Genomic DNA, 14,288 nt, shown 5'->3' with positions numbered 1-14,288 from the left:
ATAATGTTTTATTCGTTTGAATATATGGAAAGAAATAGATTTAACATACGAATTATTTATAGTCTCTTAACTTCAGATTATTTCCTAGAAAATCAATAATTAGAGAAATAATTATTCCAAAAGTATACCGAATCAAATCTACATACAAAAAGCCTTTTCCTAAGATTAATCCAAAGAGCCATTTATTCCTAATCTGATTAATCCAATCCGCCTGATACAATTGGCTAAACTCAATTCCAAAACTAAACAACATACTTAAAATAAAAGCAAATAACATACTCTTATTCAAAAATAAAACACGGAAACCGAAATAGACCATCATCGCCCACAACATATCCCCTGCATTCTCTGCAATAAATTCCGGTAGAGAATCAGAAAATCTTCTTGAGGCTAAGCCTAAAGCAATCGTAAGTGCAACTGCTAACAAATAAACATACCTATTTTTTCTTTCTTTTAAAACATCCAATGAATGACACTTCCCCATCCTCTATTTTGCTTATTCCTAATCTTACTATCTATCATTTAATTCTATCATTTCTATGTGGCTTTATATTCATTTTTATTATTCTCCTTTAAAGAGTAGCTTCCATTATGATAATGGTAGTTTTCTTTATTTTCTGTTTGCTTTCAATTATATAGATTGTTATGTTAATAGAGACAAGAATAAGAGAAAGGACAATGTATATGGGGAACAAGGAAAAAGTGCTATCTCTACAAAATTTAACAATGAGCTATTCAGGGAAAAATGTTTTAACAGGGGTAAATTTAGATGTCTATAGTGGGCAGATCATTGGGTATATTGGTCCAAATGGCGCTGGAAAAAGTACTACGCTAAAAATTATGCTTGGATTAATTAATGGTTATGGTGGAAAGGTTGAGATCTTTGGTCAAGATATTGCAATCAGTGACCAATCATTCAAACAGAAAATTGGTTATGTACCTGAAAATGCAGAAGTTTACGATACGCTTACCGCAATGGAATATTTAACCTTTATCGGTGAGCTATATGGTTTGAATCGAGAAAAAGTAGAAGTAAAAGCAGAAAGACTGCTAGAAGAATTTGGTTTACATGAGGTAATGCATTCACGAATATCTTCCTTTTCAAAAGGAATGAGGCAGAAAGTTCTTATCCTATCAAGTTTGCTACATAATCCAGATTTACTATTTCTTGATGAGCCACTTAGTGGATTAGATGCTAATAGTGTAATGATTATAAAAGACTTGCTCGAGGAGCTTGCTAACCAAGGCAAGACGATATTTTACTCTTCCCATATTATGGACGTAGTAGAAAAGATAAGCACTCGCATTGTCTTATTGGTAAACGGTCAAATAGCTGCAGATGGTACATTTGATGAATTAAAAGAAAAGAGTAAAGAAGGTTCGCTAGAAGGGATATTTAATCAGCTTACTGGATTTGATCAACATAAGCATACAGCAAAAAAAGTTGTCTCCATTGTAATGGAGGATGATGACAATGCATAATTTCACTTCACTCAAGATTCTAGACTTTTTTCAGCCTCTTTTTCGTACGATGAAAATAGACTACCCAACCATGAGGAAAATTCTAGAAGTCAAACTAACCATGGATCAGCGACGAGTACCGACCATACTTAATGATATGTCTAAAAAGAAAAAAGAAGGAAAAAACAACTTTCTCCTGTCACTATTGATATACGCATTTTATGGTCTAATGTTAGTTCCTTTTATTTTTCTTGGGGATAGCTATATGTTCCAGATTAGCATCATGATTGGTATATCCATGTTTATATTAATGACATCCTTGATTTCGGACTTCTCCTCTGTTCTATTGAACATCCGCGATAAAGCGATACTAAATACAAAACCAATTCATCCGCGAACCCTAAGTGCGGCAAAAATTGTTCATATAGCAATTTATTTGAGCCTAATTACAGGTGCATTTATAGCTATACCATCCGTAGTGATGATTTTCACGAAAGGTATCGTATATTTCCTTATATTTCTTGTGGAAATTATCTTATTAGGCCTCTTTATCATGGCATTTACAGTGCTCGTATATATGTTTATATTGCGTTTATTTGATGGAGAAAAACTAAAAGATATTATTAATTACGTACAAATACTGCTTGCTATTGGAGTAGTAGTTGGATATCAAATCGTCATCAGATTATTTGATTTCGTTGATCAGGAATTCATTTATGATTTCAGCTGGTGGCATGTTCTTATTCCGCCAATTTGGTTTGGAGCACCATTCGAGCTCTTATTAAACCAGGAATATTCAATTGGAATCATTCTTTTATCCATACTTGCTGTGATTGGTCCAATTGTTTCTATTTATATCTATTCTCTTCTCATGCCTTCGTTTGAACGAAATTTACAGAAACTAATGGAAGAATCAGGGACAAGAAAAAAGAGAAGCTGGAACCTTAGTGAATCGGTTGGGAGGTTTATTTGTATTAGTAAAGAGGAAAGAGCCTTCTATCGTTTTTCCTCTATCATGTTGCGTCGCGAAAGAGATTTTAAATTAAAGGTGTATCCGTCACTTGGAATGGCGTTAGTGTTTCCATTCATTTTTCTTTTTAATAATTTAGGGTATCAATCATTTTCTGATATAAGCCAGGGGAAATCTTACTTAACGATTTATTTTTGCAATATCATAATTGGCACGGTTGTATATATGCTCCAATTTTCTGGAAAATATAAAGGTGCATGGATTTTCCAAACAACTCCAATTCATAAGCATTCAGCAGTATATCGTGCAACCTTAAAAGCTTTTTTAGTTCAACTGTATCTACCTATCCTATCAGTACTGTCCATTGTGTATATTTGGATATTCTCATTTCGAATAATACCAGATTTAATCATTGTTTTCTTGTCAGCTATTTTGCTAGTTCTCATTGCCTATCGTGTATTTAATAATGGAAAATACCCGTTTACAGAGCCATTAGAATCTGCCAATCAAAGCGGTGGAAATACTGGGAAAATGATTTTATTAATGGTAGCTGTTGCCTTTTTTGTATTGGTACATTTTATCGTGCTAGCAATCCCATTTGGAATCTACGGATATTTACTTGTATTAAGTATTATTAATATCGTTGGATGGAAACTAGTTTTCAAGTAATCCTGTAATCATGTTTTTGGTACACTATTTTAAAAGAACAGAGGCATTTTTTATAAATCGTCCAGCTTCTGTTCTTTTTTATGCACTAGTCCTTGTGGATTGCTTTTTCATATTGCGCCTTTCCATTAATATAATAATCCCTTTAAATTTATCCAATGAAAAAGCAAATACTGGACTTTGAATAAATGTAAAAATAAAAGTAAATAAAAATACAGGTCCGCCTAAACACAATCCAAGTAGTAATACTAATAACTCCACAATGATTCTAATTAAACCAACAGACTTACCTAGCTTCTCTGCAATGGAAAGCATAAATCCATCTCTTGGACCTGCCCCCATTTCAGCCGAGTTATACAAGCCACCCCCAATTCCCATTGTAATAATGCCAATAACCATCATTACTATATCGAACCAGTTATGACCTGCAGTGGGGAGAAAATCTAACCATAAGAAAAAGTCCACAAATACTCCTACTAATATAGCATTTAAAAAGGTTCCAATTTTAATATAGCTTTTATCCAATACCCAGGAAACAATGATTAATAGAATGGAAATAATAATTGCCCAAGTTCCAATTATTAATCCTAACTTTTCATACAGTGCAACATTTAGGACATCCCAAGGGTGAATGCCTAAATATTGCATTTTTAATGCAATGGCTATTCCATAGCTAAACATAAAAAGCCCAGAGAAATAAAATAGCCAGCGGATGACCCGTGTCATTTCATCCCTTCCCTCTGCTTCCATTTTCTCAACCGCAAGAAGACACTTATGAAAAAAATTTAAATGCAAAAAAATTTTAATTACGTGATTTAAACTTACTTGGCTTTGTTACGTAACCCTCTAGAATATATCCACAATTCCGTACAAACAATATATTCAATACCTGAGCTAGAAAACTTATTCGCCGGGTTACTGCATATCCACTATGTCTCCCCTTCTATTCCATTATTTTCTCAATAGTAGCACAATATTCTTCTTTTGATAATCCATAATAAATTTGCAAGCTTCTTGCTGATGATTCTCATAAGAAATCATAGTAATTCATCCTTTAGCCACTGACTTTATCGTTGATAATGTTACATAACCTATGTTAGTATTACATTATGTAACATAATTGGAGAGAGTAAAACGATGGAATATGTTGTCCCAATTAAAGAATTAGAAAAGATTAATAAGATGAAAGAAATACTGGAAAGATCTTCAAGAAGGGATTATACCCTTTTTGTGATAGGTATTAACACTGGGATAAATGCACAGGATTTATTATCTCTAAAAGTAGAAGAAGTTTGGGATGGAAACCAACCAAAGGAATTTCTTTTCTTACGGGATGAAAAGTCAAAGGGCTTAAAGGGACACTATTTAAATAGTAGGGTTCAAGAAGCATTACAGAACTATTTACCTTATAGTCAGTTAAAAGCTGGGGATTATTTATTTAAATCAAAGAAAAATGATAAACCAATAACTCGTCAGCAGGCATATCGAATTATTAATCATGCTGCCAAAGCGGCTGGAATTGAAGAAAAAATTGGCACACATACCATGCGTAAAACTTTTGGGTACCATGCTTACCAAAAAGGGGTTGCCATTTCTATTTTAATGTCAATCTTCCACCATAACTCTAGAAAGGAAACCTTGAAATATATCGGCATTTCCGAGGAAGAAAAAAAGTTGGTAAAGGTTGACGTGAATCTCTAAAAAAAATAACTCTCCATATGTGGAGAGTTATGTAAAAATTATGATTTACTTTCCTGTTCATAGTCAACATGCATTTCAACTTTTTTAAGTTCCTTTACTAGTCCTTCAGTCACTTGTACCTTAAACAGTTCTTTATCTTTCATAAATTTAAATATTCCATTATCAAAGTCAGTGCCCTGCTCTTTAAAGAAGATTCCTTCATAAATAATGGAATTCGAATGCTTAAACGTTAATTGGTAATGCTCATCTTCCTTTATAAGATAAGCTCTTACCCCTCGTTGAAATTGTCCATTCTCATCACGAATATACCGCGTTACAGAAATAATGTGCAAATCAACAAAAGGAATCTCGTGAAGTAAGGCATTAATCAAAGATCCTTTCGTGATTTGTTCCCATCTGCTTTGCGCTGTTTGACCAAGAATAATTTGAGTTATATGTTTTTCACGGGCAACTTCAGCAATTACCCTTGAAACAGGTCGTTTCTCATTGTCCATAATAATAAAATCGGCTGCGTTATGTTCTTCTGCCAACTGTTTCCAGCTTTCTATATAAAAGCTTCTTTCAGCATCCATTTCATCAAATGGCTTTGCATCAACAGTAAGAATATATAACGGACACCCTAGCATTTTGGCAATATTACAACCACGCTTTATAAGTCGTTCACCATTTGGACCGTAATGAACACATACGAGTATACTTTCATCACAACGGCCTTGCATAGTTTCCATAACTATATTCACCCCATGGATTATATATAAAAAGTTAACTTATTCGTAAACTAAGTATGACTATATCATTATGCTTCATAAAGAGTCAATGCCATAAGTGAATTTCATACCTTTTTCCTTTATACATTTTGAAAATGGGTTATTTTTAATACAAGGAGTGAAAGTTTTGAGTTTGTTTCACATGATTCTCTTATTACCATTTATAGCCGCAATATTCGTTCCAATCATCTACAAAAAATTGAACTCTACTTTTCATACGGGATGGTATGTCATCCTAGTACCATTCATCATTTTTGTATACTTTCTCAAACATATTCCTGCTATTGCTAATGGCGAGACTATATATTTATCTATGTCCTGGATCCCTTCCTTAGATATTAACTTCGATGTCTATTTAGACGGGCTTTCCCTAATGTTTGGCCTCATTATTAGTGGAGTGGGAACTTTAGTTGTAATGTATTCGATATTTTATATGGCAAAAGAACGTGAAGCACTTCATAACTTTTATATTTATTTATTAATGTTTATGGGGGCAATGCTTGGCCTCGTGTGTTCGGATAATGTTCTAGTCCTATATACACTGTGGGAGCTCACCAGTGTATCTTCATTCCTATTAATTGCCTATTGGTATGAACGAAAAAGATCCCGTACTGGTGCTTTAAAGGCAATGCTCATTACAGTATTTGGTGGACTAGCTATGTTAGCTGGTGTCATTATGCTAGCCATAATAAATGATACGTACAGCCTTCAAGAAATAATGGCAAATGTCGAAAACATACATAGCCATTCTCTCTTTATTCCAGCTATGGCTTTAATTCTTCTTGGAGCATTTACAAAATCCGCTCAATTTCCTTTTAGTATTTGGCTACCTGATGCGATGGAAGCACCAACACCAGTTAGTGCATATCTGCACTCCGCAACCATGGTAAAGGCCGGATTATATTTAGTAGCACGGATGTCACCCATTTTTGGTGGTAGTTCTATTTGGTTCTGGCTAGTTGCAGGAATTGGAATAATCACTTTGATTTATGGCTCTATTCGGGCAGTTAGACAAACCGACCTTAAGGCACTTTTAGCATTTTCTACGATCAGCCAACTAGGTTTGATTATGAGTTTACTTGGAGTAGGATCTGCAGCATTAACAAGTGGAATTGGAGATTCTAAAGAAATATTTGCCTTTGCAATTTTCGCTGCGCTATTCCATTTATTCAACCATTCAACCTTCAAGGGATTATTATTTATGGTTGTTGGAATAATTGACCATGAAACAGGGACCCGAGATATCCGAAGGCTAGGAGGACTAATGGCAATCATGCCCATTACTTTTACCATTGCATTAATAGGTAGTCTTTCTATGGCTGGTTTACCACCTTTCAATGGTTTTTTAAGTAAGGAAATGTTCTTTACAGGAATGCTCACAGCTTCTGATAATCCCATATTTGGTTTTAATGGTTTAACTAAACTATTTCCATTCATAGCTTGGATTGCTAGTGTCTTTACCTTTATCTACTGCTTTATGCTATTCGTTCGACCATTTTTCGGGACCTTTCATCCTGAACGACTTCCTAAGGAAAAGACACATGAAGCACCAATTGGTATGCTTTTGCCTCCTACCATATTAGGAATACTTGTTGTTTTGATTTTCTTTGTTCCGAATCTATTAGCTACCTATATTATAAAACCAGCTCTAGTTGCTGTAGTACCTTCCGTGTCAGCTACTCATAAATTATTTGAAATCAAAGCTTGGCATGGGGTAAATACAGAGCTCCTTATGACAATTGGAGTAATTATTTTTGGATTGTTGCTTTTCTATTCAATAAAAAAATGGAATATTGCTTTCCGGATTTATCCGGAAAAACTAAGCTTGAACTATCTATACAATGCAGGTATGGAAGGAATGGAACAGAGATTTGCTTCCTTTACTAATCGCTACATGACTGGGTCTATTCGCCACTATCTACTATATATCTTAATTTTTATAACGGTAGTACAGATTAGTTCTCTTATTATTTTCGATGGGTTAAAACTAGACCTTTCTAGTAATGCAGATTACTCCATTTATGATGTAGGGATTTTAGTTGCAATGGTTATTGCTGCCCTCACCACTTTATTTACAACGAATCGAATTACAGCGATTGTAGCGTTAGGTGCAGTTGGATATTTAGTCATGATGCTCTTTGTTATTTTCCGCGCACCAGATTTAGCACTCACACAAATGGTAGTTGAAACAGCGACAACTGTATTGTTTTTACTATGCTTTTACCATCTACCAAAGCTTGGAAAAAAGCTTGAAAAGATGAAATTCAAACTCGTCAATCTCTTGATATCTATTTGTGTTGGAATTACTGTTACGCTTATGACTTTAAGTGCTTCTGGTCATAAATTATTTACACCCATCTCAGAGTTCTTTGAAAATGCCTACGAATTAGCAGGGGCAAATAATATTGTTAATGCGATTTTAGTTGATTTCAGAGGATTTGACACGATGCTAGAAATAGCTGTATTACTGATTGCCGGTATCGGCGTGTATACCCTAATTAAGCTTCGCCCAAAAGGAAGTGAATATGATGAAACCTGAACCAAATGACGTGATATTGCACACTGTAACGAAGATTGCCTCCATTATCATTTTTACCTTTTCCATTGATTTATTTTGGGCGGGTCATCATTATCCTGGTGGTGGCTTTATAGGAGGTTTAACAACAGCAGCTGGTATCGTCCTACTTTATTTGTCCTTCGACATTGAGAAAATAAGAAAAAATCTACCGATAGATTATAAAAAAATGGCTGCACTGGGGGTATTGATCTCCGTATTTACAGGACTAGTTGGCATGATTTATGGAGACAATTTTTTAGAACAAGCATTTGGCTATTTTAACCTCCCTGTTTTTGGCAAGACTGAACTCGCTACTGCAGTGTTATTCGATATTGGCGTAGCACTTGCTGTCATCGGTACTGCCGTGACCATCATTACAAGCATAAGTGAGGATGAACTGTAATGGAAACATTAATGGCAATCGTTATCGGAATCCTTTTTACAATTGGAACCTATTTAATTTTAACCAATCAAATGCTTCGAATCATACTTGGACTTTCTCTCATCAGTCATGCCATCAATTTAATGATTATGGTAATGGGTGGACTGAAACAAGGAGGTCCCCCACTACTTACGGAAAAATTGCATACCTTTACCGATGCAATTCCACAGGCATTAATCTTAACGGCAATCGTCATTAATTTTGCAGTAACCGCATTTCTATTAGTGCTAAGTTATCGGACCTATAAAAAACATGGTACAGCTGACATGAACAAATTGAGAGGTAATGAACATGAATAACTTATTAATATGGCCAGTCATTATGCCGTTAATCGCTGGACTAATCTTTATTCTATTTCGGAATCACATTCGACTGCAGCGAATAATCAGTTTAATTGTCATGGTCTTAGTCTCTGGAATCTCCATAATTATCATTGGTCAAATAAAGAATAATGGAATTCAAACCCTGCAATTGGGTGGATGGCAGGCACCATATGGAATTGGGCTTGTGGGCGATATGTTCTCTATGTTATTAGTTCTTACAAGTAGTATTGTTTCACTATGTTGTTTACTTTTTTCCTTTAAAACAATTGGTCAAGGTAGAGAAAAGCATTATTTTTATTCTTTATTTTTATTTTTGATTACAGGTGTAAATGGTTCATTTTTAACTGGGGACTTATTCAATCTATACGTCTTTTTTGAAATTCTTCTCCTTGCCTCGTATGTATTGGTTTCATTAGGTGGTGGAAAGTTACAGCTGAGGGAGACAATGAAATATGTAATTATTAATGTCTTGTCCTCCGCATTTTTCCTAATCGGAATTGCGTATATATATTCCTTAACGGGTACGCTTAATCTGGCACATATATCTGTACGTATTGCAGAGGCTGGGCAGGATGGATTTATAACAACTGTTGCATTATTATTCCTGCTCGTATTTGGTATTAAGGCTGGCTTATTTTTATTTTATTGGCTTCCTGGCTCCTACCAGGTTCCACCTGCAGCCATATCGGCTCTATTTGCAGCATTATTAACGAAGGTTGGGATATATGCAATCATTCGCATGTTTACGCTTGTATTCTATCATGAACCTGAAATAACACACACCATGATTGGGGTATTAGCTGCCTTAACCATGATTCTAGGTGGTATCGGTGCTATTGGTTATTGGGATATTAGTAGAATCTTAACCTATAATGTCATTATTGGATCTGGTTTTATACTAGCTGGGCTTGCGACTTTTACAAGCTTCGGACTGTTAGGTACTGTTTATTATTTAGTGCATGACATGATTACTAAGGCGTTAATCTTTCTTATTGCGGGAGTTATCATTTATTTAACTGGGACTAGAAATATAAAGGAAATGAGTGGGTTAATTCGCAACCATCCTTATTTGGGGTGGATGTTCTTCATCGCTGCTCTCGCATTGATTGGAATCCCCCCATTAAGTGGATTTATCGGAAAGGTCTTTATTACGAGAGGTTCTTTTGAAGCTGAATACTATTGGCTAGGTGCAATTGGTTTAATTACTAGTCTAATGATTTTGTATTCTTTAATGAAGATTTTTATGAACGTCTTTTGGGGAGAAACTATTTTAAGTGAGGATGAGGAAAAGGGATCAACAAAGGGTCTTATTCTACCACTTGTATTATTGACAGCCTTGACAATAGCACTAGGTATTGGACCAGAATGGATTCATTCCTATGTGGAAATTGCTGTAGATGGATTAATGGATCCTGAAGTATATATAGAGGCAGTTTTCGCTGGAAATGATATCCCATGATGTGGAAAGGGGTAATGATTTTTGCCATTTCAAATTTTAGTGAATCTATTTATTGCTTTTTTATGGATGTTTTTTCAGGATGAGTGGAATTTTCTTGCTTTTTTAAGTGGATACATTATCGGTATTATCATTTTATTTTTTATGCGACGTTTTTATCAAAAGCCCTTTTACTTATTCTTTGTTTGGGCTGCACTTAAATTATTTTATGTATTTGGGCGAGAACTCTTAAGTTCCGCTGTTGTTGTAATAAAACAAATACTACGTCCAAAGATCAATGTGACTCCAGGGATATTTCGAATTGATACTGATTTAGAAGGCGATGTGGAGATTACCCTGCTTTCCTTATTGATTTGTTTAACACCTGGATCCGTTGTGATGGAGGTTACTCCTGATGGAAAGAGCCTATATGTTCATGCCATGGATATACCAGAATCAAAAATTTCCGTATTAAAATCACAGGTAGTATTTGAGCGCGCTATTAAGGATGTGACGAGAAAATATGTTTAATCTGTTAATGATTTCATCACTAATCGTATTAACAATTTCTATCCTATTAAATATATATCGTGTTGTAAAAGGGCCATCTAGTGCTGATCGAATCCAAGCATTAGATGCAATTGGAATAAATCTCATTGCAGGGATTGCCATCTTCTCTGTTTACCTAGACTCTCATGCATTTTTTGAATTGATATTATTAATCGGCATTCTGTCCTTTATCGGCACTATTGCGTTTGCCAGATTTCTTGAAAGGGGTGTAGTCATTGAACGAAAGCGCTGAGATTGTTGCAGGGGTTTTTATTTTAATAGGAACCGTAGTTAGTTTAATCAGTTCGATTGGCTTGGTTCGCTTACCAGATGTCTATACACGTTCACATGCTGCATCCAAGAGTTCAACAGTAGGAGTATTATTTATTCTAATAGGAACTTTACTTTATTTTTTAATTTCCGAGGGATATTTTAGTATTCGTCTAATCCTTGGAATTATCTTTGTATTCTTGACCGCACCAGTTGCGGCCCATGTTATATGTCGAGCAGCCTATCGAGCTAATGTACCATTAGCAAAGACTAGTGCTGAGGATGAATTGAAGGATTATTTTACTGCTCATAACATTAAAAAAGAGAATGAATAAGAAAAACTACCGAGTCGATTTATTCCAAAAAGTCGGATAGTCAAAAGTATTGGCTTTTTGGATACAAATCAATTCGGTAATTTTCTGTATGCTAGTCCTCTTGTTTACGTAATTCATTTTTGTGAGTTATTCTCTCGACTACACCTTTTAAATCATTTCCAGTCGGATTTTGGAATATTCGAAGCCCAAATTCTGGAGCTACGGCAAATAGATGATCAAAGATGTCTGACTGAACAGACTCATAAAATGACCAGTTTACATCATTAGTAAATGCATAAACCTCTAGAGGTATGCCGTTTTCTGTTGGAGCTAGCTGACGAACCATTAAGGTCATATCCTGATTGATTCCAGAATGATGCTTTAGATAATTGGTTACATACGCTCGAAAAACGCCAATATTTGTTAGTGCTCGACCATTAACTGGGTTTTCTCTATTTATATGCATCCTCTTGTTAAACGCTTCTATTTCTTTTCCTCTTTCGTTTATATAATCCGTCAATAGCTGAATATGTTTAAATCTCTCTATCATCTCTTCTGAACAGAACTGAATACTTGTTGTATCAAAAAATAAAGCACGTTTAATTCGTCTTCCACCAGAGGTTTGCATCCCTCTCCAGTTTTTAAATGAATCGGATATAAGTGCATAGCTTGGAATAGTTGTAATGGTCTTATCCCAGTTCTGCACTTTTACAGTATTTAATGAAATATCAATAATATCGCCATCCGCTCCGTATTTTGGCATTTCAATCCAGTCGCCTACGCGAACCATATCATTGGAAGACAATTGAACACCTGCAACCAGTCCCAAAATTGAATCCTTGAAAACTAACATAAATACAGCAGAAAGTGCACCAAAGCCACTGAGTAAAATAAGTGGACTCTCCCCTATTAAAGTTGCAATGACCAAAATTACCCCAAAAGTTAATATCACTATTTTAGCTACCTGGATATATCCTTTTATTGGTCTGCTCTTAGAGATTTCATAGGTTTGATAAATATCATTAATAACATTTAATAAGCTATTGATAACGGATAAACTCACTATGATCACATACGTAATAGCTGCCTTCTCAATTAGATCCTGATACGACGGATAGGTGACAGCAAAACGAAAAATAATAATTGCAGGAACAATATGGGATAATTTACGAAATACTTTTCTCTCTAATAAAATATTACCCCATTTGTAATTATGCCGTTTTAAGATACGTGTAATAATCCGAATGACAATCTGTTTAGTAATAAAATTCGCAATTACACAGACTACAGTAACGAAAATAATCGTTAATGTAACCGAAAGATACTTATCTAATGGTGGATTGATATCATATCCAGAAATCCAGTTGTTAATAAAATCCATAATGATCCTCCATTATTCGTTTATCCCACTTCTCCAAAATAGAATGGACTATATTAGTTATCTATTATAACAGAAAAAAATATCCTCTTGTCATCCAGTTAATATATTGTTAAACTATTCGCAATAGATTATTAAAATTACGTTACAGTTGTATTACAAAATAACAACTATCCATCTTTGTTGTTCTGTAATACAAGATTCCAAAAAGGGGAATTCAACTAATGATTAGATCAATGATGGTTCATGAATTCAAAATGATACTCAAAAACAAAAAGAACGTATTATTTATTATTGCCTTAGTTAGTTTAATTCTGAGTTATTTGCTTTTAGTTTTGCCAACTAAAGAAACTTCGGATTCCTTTGATCCTGAAGCGATGAGGTTGGAATTAAAGGACTTAGAGGCAGTCACACAAGGAATGATTGCTAGGGGCGGTACTGGATATGGTGAGATGACTGGTACACCATTTGCAAGCAATACATATGCAATAAAAGTACAATCTAGAATGATACATGCCTTTGAGGACAAAGATTATAATCGTTTTATTCAGCTTCGTATGAAAGGTTTCGGTTTCAACGCAATGAATGAGCAGCGAGACTGGATGTTGATTGCAAATGCACCATACCCTGGTATTGATCAAGCACGTAATAGTAGTTTAGTAGATCTTCGCTATCAAGGCTATCTAGATGCAGGTATTCCCATTACATATGAAATGATTGAGCAAAAAACAGCATTACAAACAATCGTAAATTTCATTTTAGGTACGACAGCCTTTATGGTTCTATTTTGTGCCATCTATTTTAGTAGTGACATGATGACAAAAGATCGACAGCATCGCTCTCTCTTACAAGGTATGCCTATCGGATGGTATCGATTAATTAACATTAAATCAGTTGTTGCATTTTTTTACACTCTACTCGTATTAGCTGCATTATTACTATTAGTAGTAATAATCTTGTCCATCCAAAATGGTTTTGGGTCCTTTAAACTTTCTGTGCCAATTACAATTCCTAGCTCACTGCCAGATGATTATTTTGGGTACCGATTTGCGGAATTTGAAACTATTACTATAGCAAAATTCTTGTTAATGACATTTGGAATGATACCGATTCTTGTTTACTTATTTATTCGCTTAAATGCTATTCTAAGCCTATTACTTAAAAATTCTTGGTTAGTGCTTATGGTAGGCTCGGTTATACTATTTTCAGAGCGAATCTATTATTCTAGAACATTAACAAAACTTTTTGGCATTGAGCTTAGCAATTTACCACAGACTTATTTTGATTTTGGAAGAATTATTTCAGGTGAAAAGCAATATTTGGTCCACCTTGAATCGATTACATTTGAAAAAGGGTTTATCGTTTTACTAAGTACAATTTTAGTATTAGAAATTACCCTTTTTGTTGTTTCACGAGTCGTTAAAAAACAGCGTTTTTATCGATTAGCAGCGTAAG

At 34.7% G+C, this 14,288-nt stretch carries 15 protein-coding genes; 11 read left to right on the top strand and 4 right to left on the bottom strand.

Annotation, left to right across the window (positions count from 1 at the left end):
* Positions 1 to 52 precede the first annotated feature (52 nt).
* Positions 53 to 466 (bottom strand): ribosomal maturation YjgA family protein, encoded by a 414-nt coding sequence (locus tag KI338_RS00525; protein ID WP_244853247.1) that lies wholly within the window; start codon positions 464 to 466, stop codon positions 53 to 55.
* Between the two features lie 218 nt (positions 467 to 684).
* Here KI338_RS00525 and KI338_RS00520 point away from each other — a divergent pair, with 218 nt between their 5' ends.
* Together KI338_RS00520 and KI338_RS00515 are read left to right on the top strand one after the other, a co-directional pair.
* Entirely contained in the window at positions 685 to 1,482 is a 798-nt protein-coding gene (locus tag KI338_RS00520) for an ABC transporter ATP-binding protein (RefSeq protein WP_373306329.1), read from the top strand.
* Positions 1,475 to 3,100 carry a hypothetical protein gene (locus KI338_RS00515; RefSeq protein ID WP_212919029.1) on the top strand — a complete coding sequence of 542 codons (1,626 nt, stop codon included), beginning with the start codon at positions 1,475 to 1,477 and terminating at the stop codon, positions 3,098 to 3,100. The genes KI338_RS00520 and KI338_RS00515 overlap by 8 nt, the downstream gene beginning before the upstream one ends.
* A 78-nt stretch (positions 3,101 to 3,178) precedes the next feature.
* Here the strand turns inward: KI338_RS00515 and KI338_RS00510 are convergent, their stop codons facing one another.
* Entirely contained in the window at positions 3,179 to 3,823 is a 645-nt protein-coding gene (locus KI338_RS00510) for a YczE/YyaS/YitT family protein (protein WP_212919028.1), read from the bottom strand.
* 411 nt (positions 3,824 to 4,234) lie between these two features.
* Here KI338_RS00510 and KI338_RS00505 point away from each other — a divergent pair, with 411 nt between their 5' ends.
* A complete protein-coding gene (locus KI338_RS00505) occupies positions 4,235 to 4,798 on the top strand; it encodes a tyrosine-type recombinase/integrase (protein ID WP_212919027.1) in 564 nt (187 codons plus the stop codon).
* Positions 4,799 to 4,836: 38 nt separating this feature from the next.
* On the opposite strand, the gene KI338_RS00500 is transcribed toward KI338_RS00505, so the two are convergent.
* Positions 4,837 to 5,526: a universal stress protein gene (locus KI338_RS00500; protein WP_212919026.1), complete on the bottom strand. Its 690-nt coding sequence runs from the start codon at positions 5,524 to 5,526 to the stop codon at positions 4,837 to 4,839.
* Between the two features lie 166 nt (positions 5,527 to 5,692).
* Here KI338_RS00500 and KI338_RS00495 point away from each other — a divergent pair, with 166 nt between their 5' ends.
* Genes KI338_RS00495 through KI338_RS00465 form a run of 7 tightly spaced genes read left to right on the top strand, consistent with a single transcriptional unit; the run spans position 5,693 to position 11,476 of the window.
* Complete coding sequence (locus tag KI338_RS00495) at positions 5,693 to 8,104, top strand: Na+/H+ antiporter subunit A (RefSeq protein ID WP_212919025.1); 2,412 nt, start codon at positions 5,693 to 5,695, stop codon at positions 8,102 to 8,104.
* Positions 8,094 to 8,525, top strand: coding sequence for a Na(+)/H(+) antiporter subunit B (locus KI338_RS00490; protein ID WP_212919996.1), 432 nt, complete (start codon positions 8,094 to 8,096; stop codon positions 8,523 to 8,525). Before KI338_RS00495 ends, KI338_RS00490 begins: the two co-directional genes overlap by 11 nt.
* On the top strand, positions 8,525 to 8,863 hold the full coding sequence (locus KI338_RS00485) for a Na(+)/H(+) antiporter subunit C (protein WP_212919024.1): 339 nt from the start codon (positions 8,525 to 8,527) through the stop codon (positions 8,861 to 8,863). The genes KI338_RS00490 and KI338_RS00485 overlap by 1 nt, the downstream gene beginning before the upstream one ends.
* Positions 8,856 to 10,346 carry a Na+/H+ antiporter subunit D gene (locus KI338_RS00480; RefSeq protein WP_212919023.1) on the top strand — a complete coding sequence of 497 codons (1,491 nt, stop codon included), beginning with the start codon at positions 8,856 to 8,858 and terminating at the stop codon, positions 10,344 to 10,346. The genes KI338_RS00485 and KI338_RS00480 overlap by 8 nt, the downstream gene beginning before the upstream one ends.
* Before the next feature lie 21 nt (positions 10,347 to 10,367).
* Complete coding sequence (locus tag KI338_RS00475; protein ID WP_212919022.1) at positions 10,368 to 10,853, top strand: Na+/H+ antiporter subunit E; 486 nt, start codon at positions 10,368 to 10,370, stop codon at positions 10,851 to 10,853.
* Positions 10,846 to 11,124, top strand: a complete 279-nt coding sequence (locus tag KI338_RS00470) for a Na(+)/H(+) antiporter subunit F1 (RefSeq protein ID WP_212919021.1) — start codon at positions 10,846 to 10,848, stop codon at positions 11,122 to 11,124. The genes KI338_RS00475 and KI338_RS00470 overlap by 8 nt, the downstream gene beginning before the upstream one ends.
* Positions 11,108 to 11,476, top strand: a complete 369-nt coding sequence (locus KI338_RS00465) for a Na+/H+ antiporter subunit G (RefSeq protein ID WP_212919020.1) — start codon at positions 11,108 to 11,110, stop codon at positions 11,474 to 11,476. Before KI338_RS00470 ends, KI338_RS00465 begins: the two co-directional genes overlap by 17 nt.
* A gap of 91 nt (positions 11,477 to 11,567) precedes the next feature.
* Here KI338_RS00465 and KI338_RS00460 read toward each other — a convergent pair whose 3' ends face one another.
* On the bottom strand, positions 11,568 to 12,836 hold the full coding sequence (locus KI338_RS00460) for a mechanosensitive ion channel family protein (RefSeq protein ID WP_212919019.1): 1,269 nt from the start codon (positions 12,834 to 12,836) through the stop codon (positions 11,568 to 11,570).
* 221 nt (positions 12,837 to 13,057) lie between these two features.
* Between KI338_RS00460 and KI338_RS00455 the strand changes: the two genes are divergently transcribed.
* Positions 13,058 to 14,287 carry a hypothetical protein gene (locus KI338_RS00455; RefSeq protein ID WP_212919018.1) on the top strand — a complete coding sequence of 410 codons (1,230 nt, stop codon included), beginning with the start codon at positions 13,058 to 13,060 and terminating at the stop codon, positions 14,285 to 14,287.
* The last annotated feature ends 1 nt before the right edge of the window (position 14,288 follow it).

This window comes from Ornithinibacillus bavariensis (assembly GCF_018333235.1).
Lineage (GTDB): Bacteria > Bacillota > Bacilli > Bacillales > Amphibacillaceae > Ornithinibacillus > Ornithinibacillus bavariensis.
Note: the sequence above shows the minus strand (reverse complement) of the source record. Positions and strands in the feature narration are given on the sequence as shown.